The sequence below is a fragment of the Duganella sp. 3397 genome (assembly GCF_031456625.1).
Classification (GTDB): Bacteria; Pseudomonadota; Gammaproteobacteria; order Burkholderiales; family Burkholderiaceae_D; genus Rugamonas; species Rugamonas phyllosphaerae.
The window spans coordinates 143,628-167,008 of record NZ_JAVDVB010000003.1 but is presented as its reverse complement, the minus strand read 5'-3'; the positions used below and the strand labels follow the sequence as shown (position 1 = coordinate 167,008).

Annotated in this window: 25 protein-coding genes; 17 read left to right on the top strand and 8 right to left on the bottom strand. The window is 64.4% G+C overall.

The genetic code is table 11. The features are described 5' to 3' along the window. Positions 1 to 37: 37 nt before the first annotated feature. On the bottom strand, positions 38 to 364 hold the full coding sequence (locus J2X54_RS09485) for a hypothetical protein (protein WP_310180034.1): 327 nt from the start codon (positions 362 to 364) through the stop codon (positions 38 to 40). Positions 365 to 518: 154 nt separating this feature from the next. Between J2X54_RS09485 and J2X54_RS09480 the strand changes: the two genes are divergently transcribed. The 3 genes from J2X54_RS09480 to J2X54_RS09470 all read left to right on the top strand — a co-directional run bounded on the left by J2X54_RS09480 (position 519) and on the right by J2X54_RS09470 (position 2,083). Continuing rightward, positions 519 to 1,148, top strand: a complete 630-nt coding sequence (locus J2X54_RS09480; RefSeq protein WP_310180032.1) for a phasin family protein — start codon at positions 519 to 521, stop codon at positions 1,146 to 1,148. Positions 1,149 to 1,231: 83 nt separating this feature from the next. After that, the gene (trxC, locus tag J2X54_RS09475; RefSeq protein ID WP_310180029.1) at positions 1,232 to 1,699 is read left to right on the top strand and encodes a thioredoxin TrxC; all 468 of its coding nucleotides are present in this window, start codon (positions 1,232 to 1,234) and stop codon (positions 1,697 to 1,699) included. Between the two features lie 132 nt (positions 1,700 to 1,831). After that, the gene (locus J2X54_RS09470; protein ID WP_070246839.1) at positions 1,832 to 2,083 is read left to right on the top strand and encodes a hypothetical protein; all 252 of its coding nucleotides are present in this window, start codon (positions 1,832 to 1,834) and stop codon (positions 2,081 to 2,083) included. Positions 2,084 to 2,146: 63 nt separating this feature from the next. Here the strand turns inward: J2X54_RS09470 and J2X54_RS09465 are convergent, their stop codons facing one another. Further along, entirely contained in the window at positions 2,147 to 3,328 is a 1,182-nt protein-coding gene (locus tag J2X54_RS09465) for a multidrug effflux MFS transporter (protein ID WP_310180027.1), read from the bottom strand. 150 nt (positions 3,329 to 3,478) lie between these two features. Here J2X54_RS09465 and epsC point away from each other — a divergent pair, with 150 nt between their 5' ends. Next, entirely contained in the window at positions 3,479 to 4,402 is a 924-nt protein-coding gene (epsC, locus tag J2X54_RS09460; protein ID WP_019922470.1) for a serine O-acetyltransferase EpsC, read from the top strand. 48 nt (positions 4,403 to 4,450) lie between these two features. On the opposite strand, the gene J2X54_RS09455 is transcribed toward epsC, so the two are convergent. Then, entirely contained in the window at positions 4,451 to 4,615 is a 165-nt protein-coding gene (locus tag J2X54_RS09455; RefSeq protein ID WP_310180024.1) for a hypothetical protein, read from the bottom strand. A gap of 22 nt (positions 4,616 to 4,637) precedes the next feature. Beyond that, a complete protein-coding gene (locus tag J2X54_RS09450) occupies positions 4,638 to 4,844 on the bottom strand; it encodes a hypothetical protein (protein WP_310180023.1) in 207 nt (68 codons plus the stop codon). A gap of 129 nt (positions 4,845 to 4,973) precedes the next feature. On the opposite strand from J2X54_RS09450, the gene ssuE reads away from it, so the two are divergent. The 12 genes from ssuE to J2X54_RS09390 all read left to right on the top strand — a co-directional run bounded on the left by ssuE (position 4,974) and on the right by J2X54_RS09390 (position 19,771). Beyond that, positions 4,974 to 5,591 (top strand): NADPH-dependent FMN reductase, encoded by a 618-nt coding sequence (gene ssuE, locus J2X54_RS09445; protein ID WP_310180021.1) that lies wholly within the window; start codon positions 4,974 to 4,976, stop codon positions 5,589 to 5,591. Between the two features lie 12 nt (positions 5,592 to 5,603). Beyond that, positions 5,604 to 6,656, top strand: coding sequence for a sulfonate ABC transporter substrate-binding protein (locus J2X54_RS09440; protein WP_310180019.1), 1,053 nt, complete (start codon positions 5,604 to 5,606; stop codon positions 6,654 to 6,656). 17 nt (positions 6,657 to 6,673) lie between these two features. After that, positions 6,674 to 7,816, top strand: a complete 1,143-nt coding sequence (gene ssuD, locus J2X54_RS09435; protein ID WP_310181153.1) for an FMNH2-dependent alkanesulfonate monooxygenase — start codon at positions 6,674 to 6,676, stop codon at positions 7,814 to 7,816. Then, on the top strand, positions 7,816 to 8,589 hold the full coding sequence (gene ssuC / locus J2X54_RS09430; protein WP_310180018.1) for an aliphatic sulfonate ABC transporter permease SsuC: 774 nt from the start codon (positions 7,816 to 7,818) through the stop codon (positions 8,587 to 8,589). Before ssuD ends, ssuC begins: the two co-directional genes overlap by 1 nt. A 25-nt stretch (positions 8,590 to 8,614) precedes the next feature. Next, the gene (locus J2X54_RS09425) at positions 8,615 to 9,454 is read left to right on the top strand and encodes an ATP-binding cassette domain-containing protein (RefSeq protein ID WP_310180017.1); all 840 of its coding nucleotides are present in this window, start codon (positions 8,615 to 8,617) and stop codon (positions 9,452 to 9,454) included. A 132-nt stretch (positions 9,455 to 9,586) separates the two neighbouring features. Beyond that, on the top strand, positions 9,587 to 9,886 hold the full coding sequence (locus J2X54_RS09420; protein ID WP_404990905.1) for a type II toxin-antitoxin system HigB family toxin: 300 nt from the start codon (positions 9,587 to 9,589) through the stop codon (positions 9,884 to 9,886). 12 nt (positions 9,887 to 9,898) lie between these two features. Then, positions 9,899 to 10,270 carry a type II toxin-antitoxin system HigA family antitoxin gene (locus J2X54_RS09415; protein ID WP_404990900.1) on the top strand — a complete coding sequence of 124 codons (372 nt, stop codon included), beginning with the start codon at positions 9,899 to 9,901 and terminating at the stop codon, positions 10,268 to 10,270. A gap of 256 nt (positions 10,271 to 10,526) precedes the next feature. Beyond that, a complete protein-coding gene (locus J2X54_RS09410; RefSeq protein ID WP_070246829.1) occupies positions 10,527 to 11,093 on the top strand; it encodes a YceI family protein in 567 nt (188 codons plus the stop codon). A gap of 111 nt (positions 11,094 to 11,204) precedes the next feature. Next, positions 11,205 to 12,965 (top strand): amidohydrolase, encoded by a 1,761-nt coding sequence (locus tag J2X54_RS09405; protein WP_310180013.1) that lies wholly within the window; start codon positions 11,205 to 11,207, stop codon positions 12,963 to 12,965. Positions 12,966 to 13,080: 115 nt separating this feature from the next. Next, a complete protein-coding gene (locus J2X54_RS09400; protein WP_310180012.1) occupies positions 13,081 to 13,503 on the top strand; it encodes a response regulator in 423 nt (140 codons plus the stop codon). Further along, entirely contained in the window at positions 13,500 to 19,139 is a 5,640-nt protein-coding gene (locus J2X54_RS09395; protein WP_310180011.1) for an AAA family ATPase, read from the top strand. The genes J2X54_RS09400 and J2X54_RS09395 overlap by 4 nt, the downstream gene beginning before the upstream one ends. Continuing rightward, positions 19,136 to 19,771, top strand: coding sequence for a response regulator (locus tag J2X54_RS09390; protein ID WP_310180010.1), 636 nt, complete (start codon positions 19,136 to 19,138; stop codon positions 19,769 to 19,771). The genes J2X54_RS09395 and J2X54_RS09390 overlap by 4 nt, the downstream gene beginning before the upstream one ends. A gap of 7 nt (positions 19,772 to 19,778) precedes the next feature. Here the strand turns inward: J2X54_RS09390 and J2X54_RS09385 are convergent, their stop codons facing one another. Beyond that, positions 19,779 to 20,366: a chromate transporter gene (locus tag J2X54_RS09385; protein ID WP_070246826.1), complete on the bottom strand. Its 588-nt coding sequence runs from the start codon at positions 20,364 to 20,366 to the stop codon at positions 19,779 to 19,781. Next, entirely contained in the window at positions 20,363 to 20,971 is a 609-nt protein-coding gene (locus J2X54_RS09380; RefSeq protein WP_070246825.1) for a chromate transporter, read from the bottom strand. The genes J2X54_RS09385 and J2X54_RS09380 overlap by 4 nt, the downstream gene beginning before the upstream one ends. A gap of 171 nt (positions 20,972 to 21,142) precedes the next feature. Here J2X54_RS09380 and J2X54_RS09375 point away from each other — a divergent pair, with 171 nt between their 5' ends. Beyond that, positions 21,143 to 21,355 carry a hypothetical protein gene (locus J2X54_RS09375; protein WP_229255248.1) on the top strand — a complete coding sequence of 71 codons (213 nt, stop codon included), beginning with the start codon at positions 21,143 to 21,145 and terminating at the stop codon, positions 21,353 to 21,355. A gap of 275 nt (positions 21,356 to 21,630) precedes the next feature. On the opposite strand, the gene J2X54_RS09370 is transcribed toward J2X54_RS09375, so the two are convergent. Beyond that, positions 21,631 to 22,533: a PAS domain-containing protein gene (locus J2X54_RS09370; RefSeq protein WP_310180008.1), complete on the bottom strand. Its 903-nt coding sequence runs from the start codon at positions 22,531 to 22,533 to the stop codon at positions 21,631 to 21,633. A gap of 311 nt (positions 22,534 to 22,844) precedes the next feature. After that, positions 22,845 to 23,246 carry a hypothetical protein gene (locus J2X54_RS09365; protein WP_310180007.1) on the bottom strand — a complete coding sequence of 134 codons (402 nt, stop codon included), beginning with the start codon at positions 23,244 to 23,246 and terminating at the stop codon, positions 22,845 to 22,847. Between the last annotated feature and the right edge of the window lie 135 nt (positions 23,247 to 23,381).

Sequence of the window (23,381 nt, the reverse complement as noted above, 5' to 3'; positions counted from 1 at the left end):
GAAAAAGCGGCCAATGTGACGGCGCAGCGCGCCAGTGTCAAGCCTTGATGTCGAGCAGCGAGCCCAGTGTTTCGTCTGACGTCTTGATTACCGACAGCGAGGCCTGGGTCTGCGCCTTGTACAGCAGCGAGTTGGTGATGTCGGCGGCCAGGTCGGTGCCACTGGGCTGGTCGCCAGCCGCCAGTCGCTGCCCCTGCAAGGAAATCGAGACGCCACCGCCGGCCGGTGCCGATTCGCGGAAATTTACCTGCGCCGGCTGGAAGCCCTGCGTCGAGGCGTTGGCGATGGAATTGGCGCTGTTGGAGAGCGCGGTGAGGCCGGCAGACACGCCGCTGGCGCCAATATTGAGAGCTGAAATAGCCATGATGGAATTCCCCTAAGGCAATACTTCGATTGTACACCTTTGATCCAGATCATGCTTCGTGCGCGTTGCCGGCGTAGCCTTGCAGTTCGATCTGCGCTAACGCAATACGCTCGGCTCGCTTCTTTCAACACCCTCATCCATGGAGGATTACTCAATGTTTCCATATTCGCAATCCGTGACGCCCGCCGTCAAATCCCATCTCGATGCCCAGATGGCGTTTTTCAACGATATGTCGCGCTCGGTGTTTCGCACCGCCCAGCAGTTCAACGACCTCAACCTGCAAATGGCACAAACCATGCTGGAAGACGTCACCCACGCCAGCTGCGAGTGCCTCACCGCTAACCGGCCGACCGACATGATCTCGGCCGCAGCCAACCGCGCCCAACCGGCCACCGACAAAATGCGCGCCTACCAGCAGCACCTGTCGCGCATCGCTGCCGACACCCAGGTGGAAATCTCCAAGGTCGCCGGTGAGCACGTGGAGTCGACCAGCCGCACGGCCAAGGCCCTGGCCGACGAAGTGGCGCGCACCGCCCAGGAAGAGGCGCAGCGTGCCATGCAACAGCAGCAGTCGGCCATGGATCGGGCGTCCGATCCGTTCCAGCAAAACGGTGGCCGGCGCATGCAGGAGGGGCAGGGTAACCAGGACGGCCAGGATCGCCAGTCCAATGTCAGCAATGGTAGCAGTGGCAGCCAGGCATCCGGCCAGGCCACGCCAGCGCAAACCGCAGCGCATGCAGCATCTCAAAGCGGCAAACAAAGCGGCACCCGCAAGGAAGCCTGATGGTGTGTTCCCCCTCCTGAGGCAGACGACGTGACCGTGAGCGATGCTTTATCATCGGGGCTTGTTGTCCTGGAGATAAAGATATGACGAATGCCACGAATCCGACCAACCATCAGGCAGACTCCCTGCACATCGTTTGCCCTCACTGCGACACCGTCAACCGGCTGCCCGCCGCCAGGCTGGCTGCGCAGCCGGTGTGCGGCAAGTGCCAGAGGCCGCTGTTTACCGGCCAGCCGGTCGATCTGAGCAGCGCGCGGTTTCTCAAGCATATCGAGCGCAGCGACATTCCGGTGCTGGTGGACTTCTGGGCGCCATGGTGCGGGCCTTGCCGTACCATGGCGCCGTTCTATGCGCAGGCTGCGGCGCAGCTCGAGCCGCATTACCGCGTAGTCAAGGTCGATACCGAGCAGGCGCAGGACCTGGCGGCGCGCTATGCGATCCGCAGCATCCCCACGCTGGCGCTGTTCAAGGGCGGCCGCGAAATCGCGCGCCAGCCCGGCGCGATGGATGCGACCAACATCATCGCCTGGGTCAACCAGAACAATCGCTAAGGATACGGGCCCGGCTGCAGGCGCCGCCGCCAGAGTTGGCCGCTAATCTCACTGCGAGCCGGGTATTGTGCGGCCACGCACCGACGATTTGGCAGGCCCGACCGACACTGTCGTTAATATCAAGGAGGAAATATGATCGACGACCAAGCACGCCGAGCGTTCATCAACGAACTGTGGGAGCGTTTCGAAGAATTACAGCAATGGGCCGAAGCCAACTGGCCCGACCAGGAAAATCCGCTCACCAGCGCCGACTTCGTGGAAGCGCGCAAGGAAATCCTGGGCCTGCGCAACCCGTCGCAAGCACCGGGCAAAGTCCCCGAAGCGCGCGAGCCGGAGCAGGGCGGGGCGCAGTATGAAAACCTCAATCCTGCGCCTTGGCCTTGAGCTACAGCGCCTGAATCCGTCATCCCCGCTTTCGCGAGGATGACGGCGCTGTCTCCGCCTAACTCAATGCACCACCGGCTTGCCCACCTGCGCCAGCAGCCACGCCAGCACGGCCACCAGCAAACTCCCCAGCACGCCCCACGCCAGGTTCAGCGCGCTGTCGAACAGCAGCGGCGCCAGCAGCCCGGACACCAGCGCAAACAGCAGCATCTGCACGAACGACTGCATCGACGAGGCCAGCCCGCTATTGTTGGGGAAGTACTCGAGCGCCATCAGCGTAATCGGCGTCATCATCAGCGACAGGCCGAACGAATAGATAAACAGCGGCAGCACCGCCCACGGCACGGCAGCGGTGAAGTACAGGTTGTAGCCGACATTGATCACGCCGGCCAGTATCATCACCGCAAAGCCCATCCAGGCCTGTGTTTTGCGGGCAAAGCGGTGCGCGAATTTGCCCGACAGCGCCGAGCCCACCACCATGCCGCCGATCAGCGGCACGAACATCCAGGCAAACGCGGTTTCCGGCAGGTGCAGGATATTCATCACGAAGTACGCGGCCGAGCCGATGTACAGCGCCACGCCGGCAAAGCTCATGCCCACGGCAATGGCCAGCAGCAGGAAGTGGTGGTGGCACAGCACCTTCCAGTAATTGCGCGCGATCACGCCGAGGTGGAACGGGTGGCGATCTTTTACCGCCAGGCTTTCCGGCAGCAGGCGCTGGACGGCAAAGTACATCACGATGCCGAAGATGGCCAGGAACCAGAAGATCGAGCGCCAGCCGAAGCTCACCTGCAGCCAGCCACCGAGCACCGGCGCAATCGCTGGCGCCAGGCCGAACACCATCATGATGTGGGCCAGGATTTTTTGCGCAGCCGCACCGGTGAAGCGGTCCTGCACGATGGCGCGGCCCACGACCGACCCGGCACCCGCCGCCAGGCCCTGCACGATGCGGCAGGCCAGCAGCACGCCGATCGACGGCGCCAGCGCGGCGCCGATCGAGGCGGCGATGTACAGCACCAGCGAGACCAGGATCACCGGGCGGCGGCCGAACGAGTCGGACAGGGTGCCGTAAAACAGCATCATGAAGGCAAAGCAGAACAGGAACATGCTCAGGGTTTGCTGGACCATGATGGGGCTGGCGCCGAACGCCACGCCGATGGCGGGGAACGATGGCAAATAGGTATCGATAGCGAGCGGGCCGACCATGGTCAGGCCGGCCAGCAGGATGGTCAGCAGAATATTCATTAAAGGCGTATTGTTCGTTGGACCCGGCATTTTACGCGATATGCGGTCACCGCATATCGAGCGACATTTTGATTCGTTCACCTGGCGGTGCGGCGCGCGTATGCTTCATCATCGGCAGCACCATGGCCAGAAATTTTAAATTATCGAGACATGACTATTGATACCTTCGACGCCACCGGCGTCAAACCATCGCACTGGAACCTGGCCAGCGTGATCGAACAGCTGCGCGTCTCGCGCGAGGCCACCCACAATATCCGCCACCAGGGCCGGGTGCGCGAGCTGCCGTCGCGCGAGGCGCTGCAAATCATCGTCAACGGCCTGTCGGCGGTGCTGTTCCCCACCCATTACGGCCGGCCCAACCTGACCGACGAGAGCATCGACTACTTCGTGGGCGACACCCTCAACACCACCCTCAACCGCCTGACCGAACAGGTGCGGCGCGGCCTGCAATTCTCGGCCACCGAGGAAGTGCCCGACGACGCCGTGCTCACCCAGCAGGCCCACGCCATCACGCGCGAGTTTGCCGCCAACCTGCCGGGCATCCGTGCGCTGCTGGTCTCCGACGTGCACGCGGCGTTTTCCGGCGACCCGGCCGCCACGTCGGTGGCCGAGATCATGCTGTGCTACCCGGGCACCATCGCCATCCTGTACTACCGCCTGGCGCACTGCCTGCACCGGCTTGGCTCGCCGTTCCTGGCCCGGCTGATCTCCGACATCGGCCATTCGCTCACCGGCATCGACATCCACCCCGGCGCCCAGATCGGTGGCAGCTTCTTCATCGACCACGGCACCGGCGTGGTGATCGGCGAGACTGCGATACTGGGCCAGCGGGTGCGCCTGTACCAGCACGTCACGCTGGGCGCCAAGCGCTTCCCGGCTGACGACCAGGGCGTGTTGATCAAGGGCGTGCCGCGCCACCCGGTGGTCGAAGACGACGTGGTGATTTACGCCGGCGCCACCATCCTGGGCCGCATCACCATCGGCGCTGGCTCCACCATCGGCGGCAACGTGTGGCTCACGCAGAGCGTGGCGCCCAACAGCAATGTCTCGCAGGCGCAGATGCGCAACGATTAGGCTGCCGCCGAACCCCCTTGCCGCGCCGGCTGCAGGTCACACCGGGCGTCAAATCCCAACTTGCCGCCCCGCGTGGCCGGCAGGCAGGCCGGCGCCGCTGCCGAGCACCTGTTGGCGCAGCGTGCCGCCTTCATAAGCAGTCCGATAGCGCCCGCGCCGCTGCAATTCCGGCACGATCAACTCCACCACGTCGCGCATGCTGTCGTGGGCCACGGCACAGGCCAGGTTGAAGCCATCAATGCCGGTGTCGTCCTGCCACGCTTGTAGCTGGTACGCAGATGAACAGCGCCGCCTCGCGCGCGGTCCAGGTGCGCTCGGGGCCGGACTGGCTAAACGACGCCAGCGCCGAGCGGCCGGCATCCGACTCGATGTACGCGACGGTGGCATCGAGCGGAAATTTGCTGAAGTCGATACCGGTCCAGCCGGACAGCAGCGCCAGCACAATTCCGGCTATTTATATGCAAAAAAGTCATGTGTCGCAAACCGCATATGGAAGCGCAAAACTATTCGTTCTGATTTCAACGGGACGGTTCTATTCTGGCCGGCACAAACAATTGACGGGGATAGCACCATGAGCATTCTTCTTTTAGGCGGCAGCCCGGCTGCGGTATCGAGCACCGGCCGTTTGCTGGACCACGTGGCCGAGAAACTGGCAGAGAGGTTGGGTGACATTCGCCCTGGCCACCGCTACACCAAGGTGCAGGTACGCGAACTGCCGGCCCACGCGCTCTTGCAGGCCGAGACCTCGGACCTGGCCATCAAGCGCGCCATCGCTGCCGTGGCCGACGCCGACGCCGTCATCATCGCCACCCCGGTCTACAAGGCGTCGTACACGGGACTATTGAAAGCCTTCCTCGATCTGCTGCCGCAAGACGGCTTGGCCGGCAAGCTGGTGCTGCCGCTGGCCACCGGCGGCAGCCAGTCGCACATGCTGGCGCTGGACTACGCGCTGCGCCCCGTGCTGCACGCACTCGACGCGCGCCACGTGCTGGCCGGGATCTATGCCACGTCGTCGCAACTGGTGTGGAACGAGGGTAGCGGCTTGGCGGTCGATCAGGCCATCGCCTGGCGTGTGGAGGCTGGCGTGGAGGGACTGGCTGCTGCGCTGCACGGGCAAAAGTCGTGGCTGGAGCAACTCGCGCAGGCGCCGTTCGTGGCGCCGGTCGAACCGATCCGCCTGGCGCGCTGAGAGGGCTTCCACATGACCACCCAAACCATCAAAATCGTCACCGCCACCGAGGTCACCGGCCCCGCCAACCGCCGTTCGCAGCAACGCACCACGCGGCGCCGCACCCTGGGCTTGCTGATCGCGGCCGGCGTGCTGGGCGCCAGCGCGCACGTGCCGTCGCTGGCGCAGGCCAATACCGCGCAGGGCAGGCAGGAAATCAGGATCGGCTACCAGAAATACGGCACGCTCACCCTGCTCAAGGGCCGTGGCACTCTCGAGCAGCGCCTGGCCGGTAAAAACGTCACCGTCAAGTGGACCGAATTTCCGGCCGGGCCGCAACTGCTCGAAGGCCTGAACGTGGGCAGTGTCGATTTCGGCACCGTGGGCGAGGCGCCGCCGATTTTCGCCCAGGCCGCCGGCGCCAACCTGGTGTATGTCGGCAACGAGCCGCCGTCGCCGGCCAGCGAGGCGATCGTCGTGCCGAAGTCCTCGACCGTGCGCAGCGTGGCCGACCTCAAGGGCAAGAAGATCGTCCTGAACAAGGGGTCCAATGTCCACTACCTGTTGGTCAAAGCGCTGGAAAAAGCGGGTGTCGCCTACCAGGACGTGCAGGTGATCTACCTGCCGCCGGCCGATGCGCGCGCCGCGTTCGAGCGTGGCAGCGTCGATGCGTGGGTGATCTGGGATCCGTTCCTGGCCGCCGCCGAGAAGCAGATCGGTGCGCGCTTGCTGGCCGACGGCAAGGGCCTGGTCAACAACTACCAGTTCTACCTGGCCGCGCGGCCCTACGCCGAAAAGAACCGGGACACCGTGCGCATCGTGCTCGAGGAAATCGCCAAGGTCGATGAATGGGGTGCGGCGCATCCGAAGGAAGTCGCCGCCATTCTTTCCACCCAGACCGGCCTGCAAACCGACATCGTGGCGCTGGCTGCGTCGCGCTACGCGTACGGCGTCAAACCGATTACCGCCGGCGTGCTGGAACAGCAGCAGAAGGTGGCCGACGCTTTCGCCAATCTAAAACTGATTCCGAAGCCGATCGCGGTCAAGGATGCGCAGCTCGGCGCCAGCCAGCTGGCCAGGAAATAAAGGATTACATCATGTCGTTGAATATCTTCTGGTTCATCCCCACCCACGGCGACAGCCGCTATCTTGGCACCACCAAGGGCGCGCGACCGGTCGATGCCGACTACCTCAAGCAGTGCGCCGTCGCTGCCGACACGCTCGGCTACGACGGCGTGCTGCTGCCCACCGGACGCTCGTGCGAGGATGCGTGGGTGGTGGCGTCGTCGCTGATCTCGGTCACGCAAAAGCTCAAGTTCCTCGTCGCCATCCGTCCCGGACTGACCACGCCGGGACTGGCGGTGCGCATGGCCGCCACGTTCGACCGCCTGTCGAACGGCCGCCTCCTGATCAACGTGGTCACCGGCGGTGACCAGGGCGAACTGGAAGCCGATGGGCTGTTTGCCGACCACGCCAAGCGCTACGAGATTTCCGACGAATTCATCCGCGTGTGGCGCGCGTCGCTGGCCGGTGAGGGCGGTGACGCCGGCTACGACTTCGAGGGCAAGCATATCCAGGTCAAGGGATCCAAGACCCTTTATCCGGCGGTGCAAAAGCCGTATCCGCCGCTGTATTTTGGCGGCTCGTCGGAGCCTGCGCACGCGCTGGCGGCCGAGCAGATGGACGTGTATCTGACCTGGGGCGAACCGCCGGCCGCAGTGGCCGAAAAAATCGCCGACATCCGCGCGCGCGCAGCCAGGCATGGTCGCACCGTCAAATTCGGCATCCGCCTGCACGTGATCGTGCGCGACACCAGCGAGCAAGCGTGGCGCGCAGCCGATGAACTGATCAGCCACCTCGACGACGAGACCATCGCCAAGGCCCAGAAAGCCTTCGGCAAGATGGATTCGGTGGGCCAGCAGCGCATGGCGGCGCTGCACGGCGGCCGCCGCGACAAGCTGGAAGTCTCGCCCAACCTGTGGGCCGGCGTGGGCCTGGTGCGTGGCGGCGCCGGCACGGCGCTGGTAGGCGACGCCGAGACGGTCGTCGCCCGCATCAAGGAATACGCGGACCTCGGCATCGAGACGTTTATTTTTTCCGGCTACCCGCACCTGGAAGAATCTTACCGTTTCGCCGAGCTGGTGTTCCCGCTTCTCGGTAAAGGAAAGGCGGCCGGCGCCCAGTCGCTCAGCGGTCCGTTCGGCGAGATCATGGCCAGCGACATCATCCCGAAGAAGGCGGCGTAATGGCACCAGCAAAGAACCACGCGCCCAGCGCGCTCGCGCCATGGGTACTGCCCGTCACGCTGATCGTGCTATGGGAGGGGGCCTCGCAGGCGGGATGGCTGTCGAGCCGCATCCTGCCCGAGCCGTGGGCGGTGGCCAAGGCCTTCTGGGCGCTGGCTGTGTCGGGCGAGCTATGGGTGCACTTGCGCACCAGCCTGTGGCGCGCGGCGTCGGGCTTTGCCATTGGTGCCGGTCTCGGGCTGCTACTTGGCCTGCTGACGGGGAGTTTTCGTCGCGCCGAAACGCTGCTCGACACCACGCTGCAAATGGTGCGCAACATCCCGGCGCTGGCGCTGATCCCGCTGGTGATCCTGTGGTTCGGCATCGACGAAACGGCCAAGCTGTTCCTGCTGGCGGTCGGCGTGTTCTTCCCGGTATACCTGAACACCTTCCACGGCATCCGCTCGGCCGACCAGGGCCTGATCGAGATGGCGCGCAGCTATGGCCTGTCCGGCTGGCCGTTGTACCGCGACGTGATCCTGCCGGCGGCGCTGCCGTCCATCCTGGTCGGCGTGCGGTTTTCGCTGGGGCTGGTGTGGGTGCTGCTGATCGTGGCCGAGACCATTTCGGCGCAGGCGGGCATCGGCTACATGACCATGAACGCGCGCGAATTCCTGCAAACCGACGTGGTGCTGGTGGGGATACTGCTGTACGCGCTGCTGGGCAAGGCTGCCGACCTGGCGTCGCGCGGCATGGAAAAGCGCTTCCTGCGCTGGAATCCGGCCTACCGCTAATCGATCTTGAACTGGAGTAAACCGTATGAATATTTCCACCACCTTGTTCGATATGGGCGGCCTGGCCCGCGAAAACCTGGCGTCGCTGTCGGCGGCCGACGTGAAAAAACCGCCGGCGCGGCGCCAGGGCGTGTCGCTGTCGCTCGATGGTTTGAGCAAATCGTTCGGCGAGCGCGCGGTGCTGCACGACATCGGCTTGCAACTGAACCCAGGCGAGTTCGTCGCGGTGGTGGGCCGCAGCGGCTGCGGCAAGAGCACGCTGCTGCGCGCCATCGCCGGGCTGGAGACGGTGGAGCAGGGCACCATCGCGGTGGGCCAGGGCGCCATCGGGACGAGCATCCGCATCATGTTCCAGGAAGCGCGGCTGCTGCCTTGGAAGACGGTGCTGGAAAATGTCGCGCTGGGATTACCACGCTCGCTGAACGCGGCCGCCGCCACGCTGTCTACCGTGGGCCTGGGCGAACGCGCCAACGACTGGCCGGCGGAACTGTCGGGCGGCCAGCGCCAGCGCGTGGCCCTGGCGCGCGCGCTGCTGCATGAACCGCAGTTGCTGCTGCTCGACGAACCCCTGGGCGCGCTCGATGCGCTCACCCGCATCGAAATGCAGCAATTGATCGAAAGCCTGTGGCTGGCGCGTGGTTTTACGGCGGTGCTGGTCACCCACGACGTGCAGGAAGCGCTGGCGCTGGCCGACCGCGTGGTGCTGATCGAAGAAGGCCGCATTACCCTCGACCTGACGGTGGACCTGCCACGCCCGCGCGCCCGTGGCAGCGCAGCGTTTGCGGCGCTGGAGCAGCAACTGCTGGAAAGCATCCTGCATCCCGCGCCTTCCAGGCCAGCGAGCAAGATTGCGGCTGTTGCCTGATACCCTGAGAGGCAGGCCCTTCCTCAAGTCGAATCTGGCCGCGGAGGCAATTCGATTTGCCCGGCACAATGCTGCGACAAACGATGCATGAATTGCTTGCGATAGTCCCAAAACGGGACTATCATGCGATTCATGCGGATACTTTCTCTCCAGACGATTAAGTCGTTCTATGAGCAGCCAGCCTATGGGGATGCGAAGATTCCCCTGACAGCCTGGTATGGTTTTGTCCTTAAAGCGAGCTGGTCATCACCGGCAGAGGTCAAGGCCGACTTCGGAACAGCCAGCATTTTGAAAAATGGACGTGTCGTCTTCAATATCGCGGGAAACAAGTATCGACTCGTCACCTCGATCAATTATCCGCACGGCATTTTGTTTATCAAATTCATCGGCACACATAAGCAGTATGACGCGATTGATGCGCAGACAATCTGAATGAGGTTCAAAGTGGAAATCAAACCTATCAGGAACGCCGCGGACCACGCGGCAGCCTTGCAAGAGATCGACGGACTGATGTCCGCCGAGCCGGGAACACCGGAAGGTGACCGACTTGATGTGTTGGCGACGCTCGTTGTAGCCTATGAAGCCAGGCACTTTCCCATGGATTCGCTAAGCCCCATCGATGCGATCAAGTTCAGGATGGAGCAGCAAGGCCTGACGCCCAAGGATCTGCAGCCGATGATCGGCCGCTTGAACCGGGTGTACGAGATTTTGAATGGCACCCGACCACTAACACTGGCGATGATCTGGCGCCTGCATGAAGGTCTTGGCATCCCTGCGGAATGCCTGATCAGGCAGCCGTCGGCCGCAGCAGGATGATTGAACCGCAAGGTTAGGTAAACCTCATCCTTCCGACAGATTCCCCTCCCTCCCATCCCCCAGTATTATTCCCACCTGTGCAGCAGATTGAACGTAACCGCTGCTTATGATCGATTTTCTCGATAGTAACGAGGCAAATTTTTCGTTTTACAACATCAATAGTGCAGAGCATAATCATTGCCACCCGAGACATGGACTTTGCCGGAATCCCGGACCGGTCGCACGTCTCACTGTTCCCACACACTGGAGTCTGACAATGAAAAAAATCTTTGCCCTGCTGGTTGCCGCTGGTATCTCGATGTCCGCATTTGCCGCACCGGAAACCTTCACCTCCGATGCCAACCACACGTTCTCGAGCTTCAGCTACAGCCACTTCGGTTACTCGATGCAGACCAGCCGCTTCAACAATACTACCGCCAAGTTCACGGTGGACCGCGCTGCCAAGACCGGCTCGGTGGAAGCGACCATCGACACCAAGTCGGTCGATACCGGCTCGAAGCTGTTCGACGGCCACATCCAGGGCGAAGATTTCCTGGACACCGGCAAGTTCCCGACCATTACCTACAAGTCGACCAAGGTCAACTTCAAGGGTGACGTGCCATCGACCATCGACGGCAACCTGACCATCAAGGGCATCACCAAGCCAGTCACCCTGACCGTGACGAACTTCCACTGTGCCGATCACCCGATGATGAAGAAAATGGCTTGCGGCGCCAACGCCACTGCCAAAATCAAGCGTACCGAGTTCAACGCCGGTAAATATGCACCGAATGTCGGCGACGAAGTCACCCTGACCCTCGCCATCGAAGCGATCAAGGAGTAATTGAAACCGGCCGGTCCCAACGGTAATCGCTGGGCTGGCTCGATTTCATTGCACTGATCTGGACTGTTGCGACATCGCGTCGCGGCAGTCCATTTTTTTAGGAGTAACACAATGAAATTGACGCAGCTCGCGTTTGCCGCATCTCTGCTGGCCACCTTGTCGGCCCACGCCACCGACCTGATCATCACCAACGGCAAGGTCGCCACCATGACCAGGGAGGGCGCGTTTGCCCAGGCAGTGGCCATGAAGGACGGCAAGATCACCGCCGTGGGCAGCAATGCCAGCGTCCTGAAACTCAAGACCGCCGACACGCAAGTCATCGACGCCGACGGCAAGACCGTGATTCCCGGCCTGAACGACTCGCACCTCCATATCATCCGCGAAGGTCTCAATTACAACGCCGAGCTGCGCTGGGACGGCGTGACGTCGCTCAAAAAAGCCATGCAAATGCTTAAGGAGCAGGCTGCGCGCACGCCCGACGGCGCCTGGATCAAGGTGGTAGGCGGCTGGAACGAATTCCAGTTCGAGGAAAAACGCCTGCCCACGCTGGAAGAAATCAACGAAGCGGTACCGGACAAGCCGGTCTTCCTGCTGTACCTGTACGGCCTGGGTTTCCTGAATAAAAAAGGCATCGAGACGCTCGGCTATACGGCCGAGACCAGGTTCAAGGACGGCGTGGTGGAAGTGGGCGCCGACGGCAAGCCCACCGGCAAGCTGATCGCCAAGCCGAACGCCATGATCCTGTACACCACGCTGGCCAAGACCACCGTGCTGCCGCGCGAACAGCAGCTCAATTCCACCATCCAGTACTACCGCGACCTCAATCGCCTGGGTCTGACCAGCGCGATCGACGCCGGCGGCGGTGGCCAGGCCTATCCCGACGACTACGCCGTGAGCCTGGAATTGGCCAAAGATGGCAAGCTGACCGTGCGCACATCGTATTACCTGTTCGCGCAAAAGCCGGGCAAGGAGCTGGAAGACTACCAGCGCTGGCTCACCCAGACCAAGCCCGACAAGAACGAACACCTGTTCTACGCCAACGGCTACAACACCGAGGGCGGCGGCGAAAACCTGGTATGGAGCGCGGCCGATTTCGAGAACTTCCTCGAGCCGCGTCCCGACATGCCGCACGAAATGGAAGGCGAACTCGAGCCCGTGCTGCGCCTGTTGATCAAGAACCGCTGGCCGTTCCGCATCCACGCCACGTACGACGAGAGCATCGACCGCGACCTGGCCGTGATCGAAAAAGTCAACAAGGACCTGCCGCTCAACGGCCTGCGCTGGTTCTTCGACCATGCCGAGACCATCAGCGACAAGCAGCTGAAGCGTGTAAAAGCGCTGGGCGGCGGCATCGCCGTGCAAAACCGCATGTACTTCCAGGGCGAACATTACTGGAAGCAGTACGGCGCCCAGACCCGCCAGATGCCGCCGATCAAAAAGATGCTGGAAATGAAAATTCCGGTGGGCCTCGGCACCGACGGCACCCGCGTGAGCAGCTACGGTCCGTGGCCGTCGATTTACTGGGCGGTGACCGGCAAGACCGCCGGCGGCTTGAAACTTTGGCAGCCACAGGACGTGCTGAGCCGCTACCAGGCCCTGAAACTGATGACCCAGGGCAGCGCCTGGATGAGTGGCGAAGAAAAGCTCAAGGGCACGCTGGCCAAGGGCCAGTACGCCGACCTGGTGATCCTGCCGCACGATTACTTCAGCATGGACGTCGAGCAGATCAAGCACCTGGAAAGCGCGCTGACCATCGTCAACGGCAAGGTGGTGTACGCCGGCGAGCAGTTCCAGCACCTGGCGCCCAAGGCCCTCGAGGTCAAGCCCGACTGGAGCCCGGTGAAGTATTACGGCGGCTACCAGAACAAGTAGCGCTATGACATTATTGTCGCATCATGCAGGGGCAGGCACCGGCGGGTATACCTTGAGATACTGCCGGCGGTCTCGCGCGGACGCTAAGATGGGGTTCGGAGAGATAAAACCCACCATGATGAATAACGACAACTTGCCTGCTGGCGCGGCGGCCATTCCGGCGCCTGCGCTTATCTGCGTGGTGGACGACGATGCGTCCGTCCGCCAGGCACTCGACAACCTGCTCAAGTCGGCCGACTACACGCCGCTGTGCTTCGACTCGGGCGAAGCCTGCCTGGCTTATGGCCAGCTCGACGGCGTGGACTTCGCCGTGGTGGACGTCAAGCTGGGCGGCATGAGTGGTTTCGAGTTGCAGCAGCGGTTGTCATCCATGAACCTCGACTTGCCCATGGTATTCATCAGCGGCCATGCCGACAGCGGCATGGAAGCGCTGGCGGCGCGGGCGGGCGCCATCGCGCTGCTGCACAAGCCGATCGATGTCGACCGCCTGCTGGCGCTGATCGACCAGGCGCTGGTCGGCCATCCTCCACAGTCATGACCTCCGAACCGACCGAGCCTCCACCTTCCTCCACGCCTGGCGCCAGCCATACCGTCGCCAACGCCGACCTGGCCGGCGCCAGCTTTGCGCAGCTGTCCCGGGACGGCGTGCTGGCCACGCTGCGCGGCACTGACGCTGCGGGCCGCACGATGCTGATCGCCACTGCTGCCTCGACTGCCCATGCCGCCGAGGCGGTCCATTACCTGAACAACGAATATGCGCTGCGCGAGCGCCTGTCTCCGGCCTGGGCACGACCGCCGCAAGGCATCGCCTGGCGCCACGGCGCGATGGCGCTGCTGTACCCCGACCACGGCGATGTGCCGGCCACGCAGATCGACGTCGCTGGCGATGTCGACGCCTTCCTGGTGCTGGCGCTGCAGATCTGCGGCGCCGTGCGCGCCATGCACGATGCCGGCCTGCTGCACCGCAATCTCAAGCCCGCCAACATTCTGATCGATCCGGCCGGCGGCTGCCGCCTCGGTGGCTTCGGCCTGGCCTCGCTGTCGGGCGTTACCCGGCCCGCAGCCGCACCCGGACTCGGAGCCGGAGCCGGAGCCGCAGCCGAAGTCGGTCCAGAACCCGAGGCGCCCGGTACCGTGCGCGGCACGCCGGCCTACATGGCGCCCGAGCAGACCGGCCGCACCCGGCTGGCGGTCGATGCGCGCAGCGACCTGTATGCGCTGGGCGTGACCTTGTACGAATTGCTTACCGGCCGCCTGCCGTTCGCCGTCGCGCATCCGGCCAGCGCGGGCGAGTGGATCCACGCCCACCTGGCGTCCGAACCGGCGCCGCCGCAGCTTGCCGACGGCAGCGCGGTGCCGCCGGTGCTGTCACAAGTGCTGCTGAAACTGCTGGCGAAAGATCCGCAGGACCGCTACCAGGGCGCGGCGGCGCTGGCGACCGACTTGCAGCGCTGCCTGCAGGACTGGCGGCGTGACGGCGCCATCGCGCCGTTTGCGCTGGGACTTGCGGGTGCGCCAGCCGTGCGGTTCCCTGCGCGCCTGCACGCACGCGGCCAGGCTGCAACCGACCTGCTGGCCGCTTACGGGCGCGTGTTCGACGGCGGTTCGGCCGCCCTGGTGCTCGTGCACGGACCGTCGGGCGTGGGCAAGTCGGCCCTGGTGGCGCAGTTTTTGCGCGACCCGCAACTGCGCGCGGCCTCGGTGGCCATCGCCAAGGTGGACCAGTTTGGCGGCGCCGCGCCTTACGTGGCGCTGATCGAGGCGTTGCGCAGCCTGTTGCTGGGCATCCTGGGCCACAGCGGCGCGGAAGCCGGATTCTGGCGCCAGCGGCTGCGCCAGGTACAGGAGCGCGATCCGACAGCGCTGGCGCCGGTGCTCGACCTGGTGCTGGAATCGGCGCCGGAACTGGCTGCCGGCCTGGCGCAACTGGCCGGCGCCGACGTCGCGCCCGACACGTCCGGGCCTGCTGCGGTGGCGCCGGAATCGGCGGGCCGACTGGCGCTGGCGGTGCAGCGCCTGGTCGAACTGTTTGCCGCGCCCGAGCGGCCGCTGGTAATGGTGATCGACGACGTCCAGTGGCTCGACGCCGCCACGCTGGCGCTGCTCGAAACGCTGATCGCCCGCACCCGCGAACTGCCGTTCCTGCTGGTGCTGACCAGCCGCAGCGAGGACTGTGCTCCGGCATCATCGTTATCCGGGTCGGCCAATGGCGCGATCGCCGCACCACCGGACATCGCCGCACGCCTGCGCGCCTTGGCCGGCCACGTGGTGGACATCGCCTTGTCGCCGCTGGCGCCAGCCGCCATCGAAGCGATGCTGGCCGAAGCGCTGGCCACTCCCGCCGCCCAGGTCGGCGCGCTGGCGGCGCAGGTGCACCATAAAACTGCCGGCAACCCGTATTTCGTGCGCCAGTTCGTGCAAACCATCGTCGATGAAGGACTGGCGCAGCGCGATGCTGCCAGCGGCGCCTGGCACTTCGACCTCGCTGCCATCGGCACGCTGCGCTCCACCGACAACGTCGCCGACCTGGCATTGGCGCGCCTGGCCCGACTGCCGCCAGCCACGCGCCAGGTGCTCGGCGCGCTGTCGTGCCTGGGGCGGGTGCAGGGCGCCGACTTGCTTGGCGCCCTGGCCGGCGCCAGCGAGGAAGCACTGGCTGCATTGCTGGCGCCAGCCATGACCGCTGACGTGGTGGTGGCGGCATCGTCCGGCTACTTGTTTACCCACGACCGCTTGCAGGAAGCGGCTTACGCCGACCTCGATCGCGCCACCCGCGAGCAGTTGCACGCGCAGCTGGGTCGGCTGATGGTCGAGCGTGCGCTGGCTATCAACCGCGACGACCTGCTGTTCGGCGCCCTCGACCACCTGGCCCGGGCGCTCGGACTGCTGCAGCGTGAGGAGCGGCCGCACCTGGCGCGGGCGGCGTTGCTGGCCGGCCGCAAGGCACGCCGCGCGTGCGCCTACGAATCGGCGCTGTCCTATCTCGCATTGGCGCACACCCTCGGCGGGGACGGTGACGAGCGCCTGCGCTTCGACGCCGATCTCGAACGCGCCCACTGCCACTGCTTCGGCGGTCACCTGGACGCCGCGCAGGCAATGCTGCCGGTGCTGCTTGCCGGCCCGTCGGAGCGCAGGTTGCAGGGGCAGGTGCTGCGGCTGGCGGCCGAGATTGCGGTACGGCGCGGCGATTATGCCGAAGCGGTGCGCCTGTCGCTGGACGGTCTGCGACCGTTCGGCATCGACATGCCGGAACACCCCACCGATGCCGAATGCGACCGGGTCTACGCAGCGCTGCGCGCGCGCCTGCACGGGGACTGGCGCGCCACGCTGCACGCGCTGCCACAACTGGACCTGGCTGCCGACCACGGCGCCGTCTCCGACATCGGCGTCCAGCTGGCGCTGTTGTCCGGCATGTTGATGCCCACCAGTTTCAGCTCGCCGCGCCTGCTGTTCCTGCACCTTTGCCACACGCTCGATGTGAGCCTCGATCACGGCATGTGCGGCGAGACCGCCATTGCGCTGGCCTGGCTCGGTGTGATGGTGGCCGAGCGTCATGGCGACTATGCCGAGGGCCACGCCTACGCGGCCGCCGCGCGGGGGCTGGTGGAGCGCCACGGTTACCGCTACCACGCGGCGCCGGTGCTGCTGGCGCTCGACCAGGTCAGTGTGTGGACCCAGCCGCTGTCGTACGCGCTCGGTTGCGCCCAGGCGGGCCTGGAGGCGGCGCTGGCGGTGGGCGACCTGACCATGGCCAGCCTCGAACACTGCCACCGCATCTGCATGCTGGTCACGCGCGGCGATCCGCTCGACGCGGTGGCTGCCGATATCGCCGCTGCGCGGGCGTTCGTCGGCAGGCTCGAATTCCGCGACATGGACAAGATCCTGCTGGTGCAGCAACACTTCGTCAACCACCTGCGCGGCGTACCCGATGCGCCGCTGCTGCAGGGCGTGGTGGACGAGGGCACCATGCCCACGCTGCGTTTCTGGCACTGGGTGTACCAGGCCGGCCCCGCATTCCTGGCTGGCGACAATGCGCTGGCACTGGCATGTTTGCGCGCAGCGGACGCGCTGGCCTGGTCGGCGCCCGCGCACATCCACCTGCTGGAGTACCACCTGTTCAGCGTGCTGGCGCTGTGCGCCGATACTGCCCACGATCATGAGGCACGCATCGCCGCCCACGTGGCGAAGCTGGCGGCATGGGCACAAGCCAATCCCGCCACCTTCGCCGACAAGTACCTGCTGGCGCAAGCCGCGCTGCGCCAGCGTGCGGACGACAGTTTCGGCGCGCTGGCGTTGTACGACAGCGCGATTGCCCATGCCCAGGCGCAGGGCTTCAATCACTACGTGGCCTTTGCCCACGAGCTGGCGGCAGCGCTGTGCCGGCGTCATGGCCATGCCACCGGCGCCCAGGCGCACGTGCGTGGTGCTGCCGCTGCCTATCGCCGCTACGGCGCGCCCGGGCGGGGCGCCGCGCTCGAGACCCGGTGGGGGACAGGGCCGCAGGCCGGCGCCGACAGCAGCCATCCGCATCCGGGACACGACACCGTTGCGCTGGTCGCAACGGCGGACATCCGCGACATCGACAGCGTGATCCGCGCCGCGCGCGCACTGTCCGAGGAGATCGAAACCGCGCCGCTGGTGCGGGTGCTGATGACCATCGCGCTCGAGCACGCCAGCGCCCAGCGGGGCCTCTTGCTGCGCATGGACGGCGAAACGCCAGTGCTGCAGGCCAGCGCCGTGCTCACCGGCCAGGGCGTGCAGGTGGAACTGGCGGCGCAGTCCGGCGAGGCGACCGAACTGCAGCCAGGGTTACCTCTAACGGTATTGCACACCGCCATGCGCACCCTCAAACCGGCGCGCGATGCCGAACCGGGTGCGATCTGCATCCCGCTGGTGCGGCAGAGCCGCCTGGTGGGCATGTTGTACCTCGAGAACCGCCTGGCCACCGCCGCCTTCTCCGGCGAGCAGGAACGGGTGCTGTTGCTGCTGGCCGCGCAGGCGGCGGTGTCGCTGGAGACGGCGGCGCTGTACGCCGAACTGCTGGCGGAAAACCAGCAGCGGCGCGAAGCCGAGCAGGCGCTGCGCGAAAGCCGCGCCACGATGCTGCAAGGGGAGCAGATCAACCGCAGCGGCAGCTGGACCTGGGACCTGTCCAAGTCCACCATCAACGGCACGCCGGAACTGGCGCGCATCTTCGGACTGTCCGACGCGCAGCCCACCATGCCGCTGTCGATTTTTGTCGAGGCGCTGCACCCGGACGACCAGCCGCGCGTACAGCGCATCCTCGACCATGCAATCGCCAATCGCCGCGCCTACGGCATGGACTACCGGGTGGTCGATCCCGATGGCACCGTGCGGTACCTGAGCTGCGTGGGCGAACCGCTGGCCGGCACCGGCGGCGATGTCTTTGTCGGCACCACGGTGGACATCACGTCGCGCCGCGCGGCCGAAGACTCGCTGCGCCAGGCCCAGGCCGAGCTGGCGCGGGTAGCCCGCGTGACGACGGTCGGCCAGTTGACATCGTCCATCGCCCACGAAATCAACCAGCCGCTGATGTCGATATCGTCGAACGCCGGGGCCAGCCTGCGCTGGCTCGACCGCAATCCGCCGCAACTGGACCGGGTGCGCAGCGGCCTGCAGGAAATCGCCGCGCAAAGCCAGCGCGCCGGCGGCATCATCCGCGGCCTGCGGGCGCTCACCCGCAAGGGCACTCAGGAAAAGGCGCCGTTCGACCTGCACGACACCATCCGTCACATCGTCTCCATCTCGCGCAGCGAACTGGAACGCCAGGAAGTGGCGCTGGAACTGGCGCTGCATGCGCGCAGCGGCTGGGTGGTGGGCGACGCGGTGCAATTGCAGCAGGTGCTGCTCAACGTGGTGGTCAACGCGATCGACGCCATGGCCGCCGTGCCACGGCAAGTGCGCAGTTTGGCCATCAGTACGGTGTCGGAGGATGGCCAGCTGGCGGTGCGGGTGGACGACACCGGCAGCGGCATCGACGCCGCCAGCGCTGCCCAGATGTTCGAACCGTATTACACCACCAAGGATGATGGCATGGGCATGGGGCTGGCGATTTGCCGCTCCATCATCGAAGCCCATGGCGGCAGCATCGCCGCCACCGCGCGCCAGCCGCACGGTTGCAGCATCGTCTTCAGATTGCCGGAGCAAGCGTGAACCAGGAAACCATGCAGCAAATAGTCTATGTCGTCGATGACGACGAATCGGTGCGCCAGTCGTTCGTCAACCTGCTCGATTCGGAGGGTTACCAGGTGCACGCCTACGATTCGGCCGCCGCGTTTTTTGCGCAGCCGCTGGCGGTCGTGCCGGCGTGCCTGCTGCTCGATATGCGCATGCCCGAGGTGGGCGGTTTCGACGTGGCGGCCGAACTGGAACGCACGGGCGCCAACCTGCCCGTCATTTTCATCACCGGCCACGGTTCGATCCCGCTGACGGTGCAGGCGATGAAGGCGGGCGCGCTGGAGTTTCTGACCAAGCCGGTGGAGCCCGATGACCTGCTGCGCGCGGTGCGCGACGCGCTGGTGGTGGCGGCGGCGCGCCAGGTGCAGCGCCAGGAGCTCGATGAGCTGCGCCGGCGCCATGCCACGCTCACCCCGCGCGAGCGCGAGGCGATGCAACTGGTGATCGGCGGCCTCTTGATCAAGCAGATCGCCAACGACCTGGGGATCAGCGAAATCATGGCCAAGACCCACAAGCGCAACCTGATGGACAAGATGCACGCGCGCTCGCTGCCCGACCTGGTGCGCTACGCCGAACGGCTCAATATCACGCAGACGCGCAGCCGCTAGCGGCGCATCACACCAGCTGGAACCAGCCCAGCAAGGCGCCGGCCGCCAGCAGCCACAGCAGGTGGATGCGGGTGCGCCAGATCAGCACCCCGGCCACCACCGACAGCAGCCACAGCGGCCAGTCGAGCGCGAAGTCACGGTGCGCGCTGCCCAGCGTAATGCCCACCGAGACCATCAGGCCCACCACCACCGGCGCCATACCCTGCTTGAAGGCGCGCACGCCCAGCTTGTCGCGGTGGCGCCGGGCCCAGCGCGCGGCCAAGTAGGTGAGGGTGGTGCTGGGGATCAGGATGCCGAACATGGTCACCGCCACGCCGGCAAACGCCGCAGCGTAACTGCCCGCATTGAGGCCCACGTTCCAGCCCATCAGCGCCACGAACAGCACGTTCGGACCGGGCGAAGCCTGGGCGATGGCGACCGAGTCGTTGAACTGCGATTGCGTGAGCCAGCCCTGTTCGAGCACCAGGTAGCGGTGCATCTCGGTGGTGGTGGAAATCGCGCCGCCCACCGACAATAGCGACAGCAGCAGGTAGTGACCGAACAGGTTGCACCAGTCCGCCATGCTGAGGACAATGTGGAGCGGGGCGCCGCTCATGGCCGCTCCTTGATCAGATGGCCCGCTTTCAGGCTGCGCTGTTTCAATATCCTGTAGGTGAGGCCCACGCACACGCCGCCCAGCAGCAGCAGGGTCCATCCCAGCGGCACCTTGAACACCACCAGCAGCGCCACGCACAGCACGGCGGCGGCGCCGCTGAACCAGCCGGGCAGCGGGTGCACGCGCAGCGAGGACGCGAGCTTGACGCCCGTGGCGGCGATCAGGCCGGCAGCCACCGCCGCCATGCCGCGCAGTGCGCCGGCCACGCCCGGGTGGTTGGCGTAGTGCGAATGCAGCACGGCCAGGCACAGCACCAGCAACAAGGGCAGGGTCAGCATGCCGGCCAGCGCCACCATGGCGCCGCGCAGGCCGAAATAGCGGTCGCCGATCATCAGCGACAGGTTGACCACGTTAGGCCCGGGCATCACCTGCGCCACGGCCCAGTCTTCGATGAACTCTTCCTGGGTGAGCCAGCGCTTGCGCTCGACCATCTCGCGCTGGACCACGGCCAGCACACCGCCGAAGCCTTGCAAGGCCAGCAAGGTGAACGAAATGAACAGGTCGGTGAGGGAACTGGGTTGTGGGCGTGGTGATTCTGGCGTCATCTTGGCATTATCACCCCGGTCGTTGCTGCGTGTCCACGCACATCAATTCCGGGTAAGATTTTAATTGTGAAATGATAGGAGCCTGACATTGACTTTACGGCACGGTCGCGCATACTCCCCTAGCGTATCCGCTTGATCTCGATCAAAACCCCTATCTTTTTAGCGAGGCTCATGATGAACGATTTGCACTTTCCCCCGGTGATGCAGCAACAATACCAGCGTAGCGACCAGCACAGCAGCGCCATCGTCGAGCGCGGCATCATCGTGCAATCGACCTTCAACACCGTGTGTGCCATCGAATACCTGCGCTCGCACAACGTCCAGCCGCAAATCATCGAACGGGTGCTGCTCCATCCCGAGCAACGGCGGCAAGCGACCCACTAGTTGCAGGTTTACTTATGCACACATCATGATGGCAAGAATGATTTTTTAAATTTTTCGTGTCGAAAAATATATCAACGTAAGTGCTTGATTTATATAAGGATAAAAACTGCCTGTTGGATGGGCAGTTTGTTGAACCCCGCGCCGTTACAGGCGCGCTTCGTTGTCAATGGGGGGATATCCACATAGATATCCACAGAGCTTGTGGATATCGTAAAAAACGCTTGAGAATCCTGTACTTAGCGATGGTTAGCGAGCATCGGCGACGCTGAGCCGGATCAAAGCGGTTTCTTCAAGGGCTGCATCACGCTGCCGACCACCACGTACGGTGCTGCCGGGTCGTCCACCACGCTGGCGGTCACCCGCAGCCGCAGTTCCTGGCCGTCGCGGCGCCAGGCGGTCACCACGTCGGTCCAGGTTTCGCCCGCGCGCAGCGCGCTCAGCGCGTCGGCCAGCTGGTCGGGCGGATAGGGCGGGGTGTGCAGCAGGCGCAGGTCGGCGCCCACCAGCTCGTGACGGGCAAACTGGAACTTGGCGCAAAACTTGTCGTTGACAGTGGCAATGCGGCCGCGCGCATCGAACGTGGCGATCACCGCGTGCTGATCGACAGCGCCCAACAGCCGTTTTGCATGGTTCAGCTCGGCTTGCAGGGCGCTGGCGTGTTCCTGCGCCTCCTGTAGGGCGGCGTAGGCGCGCAGCGACGAGATCACGGTGGTAAACAGCTTGCGGGTGGTCAGGTCGGTCTTGCACCAGAAATCGTTGATGTCGTAATCGAGGATGATGCTGTGTTCGAGCGCCTGGCCCGGCTGGCCCGTGCGCAGCACGATGCGCACCAGGCTGTTGTGCAGGCTGTCGCGGATTTGCCGCGCCACGTTGAGCCCTGCATCGCTGGTTTCCATGATCACGTCCAGCAGCACCAGTGCGATATCGGGGGTATTGCGCAGCGTGGTCAGCGCTTCCTCGCCGCTGTAGGCATGCAGGAAACTGAGGCGTCGGCCACGGAAGCAGGCGTTGCTCAGAGAAAATTTCGTCACCACGTGGACATCGACATCGTCGTCCACGATCAGCACCTTCCACGGCAGCGGGGCGGCCGCCGCTTCCTTGCTGCCAGCGTGCGGCTCGTCGGCGACAGCATCGCCGTCGTCGATCATCCAGTCTGTATCGTCATCATTTTGATTCATGCACCGATCCCGAAACGAGTTCTTGGAAGAAATTTCGAACCTCTGGAGTTACACTATTCCTCGTGTGCGGATTTGTCAAAGACTTCGCGGCCCGATGTTTCATACACCGTATTTATGCACACAAAAATATTTTTCAAGCAGACTGAAAAAGAAACGGGAGCCCCGTGGCTCCCGCTGTAAGTTATTGATTTTATTCGCCTAAAATATTGCCTTCCGTTTCAGCATTTTGTTGAAACGCCCGCCATTAAAGGCGTTCCCGGCTGTCAAGTGGCGGTTATTCACAAGCTTATCCACAAAACGTGTGGATATCTCTATACCGCGACGATTTCGGACAATTGCTTGCGCACGGCGCCATGCGCCATCACCAGTTCCGGTCCGTCGTGCAGCATGGCGTTGTACTTGGCGCGAAACTCGAGGTCACCCTGTTCGGACGGGCCGATCAGCGCTTCGATGGCGCGCCGGAAGGTCACCGCTTCCTCGGCCGTGACCGGTTCTTCATCGTCAAGGCGCTCATCCATTTGCGCCATCAGGCCCGACATTTTTTGCAGCCAGGCGAAGTTGGGGTGATTGGTGACCAGCTGCAGCAGTTCCAGCGGGCTGCCTACATTGCCAAAATACTGGCTCTCGATGTGGATCAGTTGCTTGTGCAGGTCGCGCAGGGCGCGGCCCAGGTCGGTCAGTTTGGCGCGTTGCGCAGTGTCGTCGATGCTCATGGCGGATTCCTGTTGGTAAGTTGGCTATGGGATGGCCGCAGCTTAGCAGAGTCCCCCCTATGGTGGAGCCTATCTTATTGCAGTGGTGTGGAGTCTTTTCGGTCCCTAATATGAAGCTTCTTTTACACCACTCTG

Excerpts from the sequence above, each read along its gene's own strand:
- epsC (WP_019922470.1), top strand. The coding sequence starts at position 3,479 with ATGACTATTGATACCTTCGACGCCACCGGCGTCAAACCATCGCACTGG.
- J2X54_RS09470 (WP_070246839.1), top strand. The coding sequence starts at position 1,832 with ATGATCGACGACCAAGCACGCCGAGCGTTCATCAACGAACTGTGGGAG.
- J2X54_RS09485 (WP_310180034.1), bottom strand. The coding sequence starts at position 364 with ATGGCTATTTCAGCTCTCAATATTGGCGCCAGCGGCGTGTCTGCCGGC.
- ssuC (WP_310180018.1), top strand. The coding sequence starts at position 7,816 with ATGGCACCAGCAAAGAACCACGCGCCCAGCGCGCTCGCGCCATGGGTA.
- J2X54_RS09410 (WP_070246829.1), top strand. The coding sequence starts at position 10,527 with ATGAAAAAAATCTTTGCCCTGCTGGTTGCCGCTGGTATCTCGATGTCC.
- J2X54_RS09420 (WP_404990905.1), top strand. The coding sequence starts at position 9,587 with ATGCGGATACTTTCTCTCCAGACGATTAAGTCGTTCTATGAGCAGCCA.
- J2X54_RS09465 (WP_310180027.1), bottom strand. The coding sequence starts at position 3,328 with ATGAATATTCTGCTGACCATCCTGCTGGCCGGCCTGACCATGGTCGGC.
- J2X54_RS09365 (WP_310180007.1), bottom strand. The coding sequence starts at position 23,246 with ATGAGCATCGACGACACTGCGCAACGCGCCAAACTGACCGACCTGGGC.
- J2X54_RS09395 (WP_310180011.1), top strand. The coding sequence starts at position 13,500 with ATGACCTCCGAACCGACCGAGCCTCCACCTTCCTCCACGCCTGGCGCC.
- J2X54_RS09375 (WP_229255248.1), top strand. The coding sequence starts at position 21,143 with ATGATGAACGATTTGCACTTTCCCCCGGTGATGCAGCAACAATACCAG.
- J2X54_RS09480 (WP_310180032.1), top strand. The coding sequence starts at position 519 with ATGTTTCCATATTCGCAATCCGTGACGCCCGCCGTCAAATCCCATCTC.
- J2X54_RS09370 (WP_310180008.1), bottom strand. The coding sequence starts at position 22,533 with ATGAATCAAAATGATGACGATACAGACTGGATGATCGACGACGGCGAT.
- trxC (WP_310180029.1), top strand. The coding sequence starts at position 1,232 with ATGACGAATGCCACGAATCCGACCAACCATCAGGCAGACTCCCTGCAC.
- J2X54_RS09425 (WP_310180017.1), top strand. The coding sequence starts at position 8,615 with ATGAATATTTCCACCACCTTGTTCGATATGGGCGGCCTGGCCCGCGAA.
- ssuE (WP_310180021.1), top strand. The coding sequence starts at position 4,974 with ATGAGCATTCTTCTTTTAGGCGGCAGCCCGGCTGCGGTATCGAGCACC.
- J2X54_RS09385 (WP_070246826.1), bottom strand. The coding sequence starts at position 20,366 with ATGAGCGGCGCCCCGCTCCACATTGTCCTCAGCATGGCGGACTGGTGC.
- J2X54_RS09405 (WP_310180013.1), top strand. The coding sequence starts at position 11,205 with ATGAAATTGACGCAGCTCGCGTTTGCCGCATCTCTGCTGGCCACCTTG.
- J2X54_RS09400 (WP_310180012.1), top strand. The coding sequence starts at position 13,081 with ATGATGAATAACGACAACTTGCCTGCTGGCGCGGCGGCCATTCCGGCG.
- J2X54_RS09440 (WP_310180019.1), top strand. The coding sequence starts at position 5,604 with ATGACCACCCAAACCATCAAAATCGTCACCGCCACCGAGGTCACCGGC.
- J2X54_RS09380 (WP_070246825.1), bottom strand. The coding sequence starts at position 20,971 with ATGACGCCAGAATCACCACGCCCACAACCCAGTTCCCTCACCGACCTG.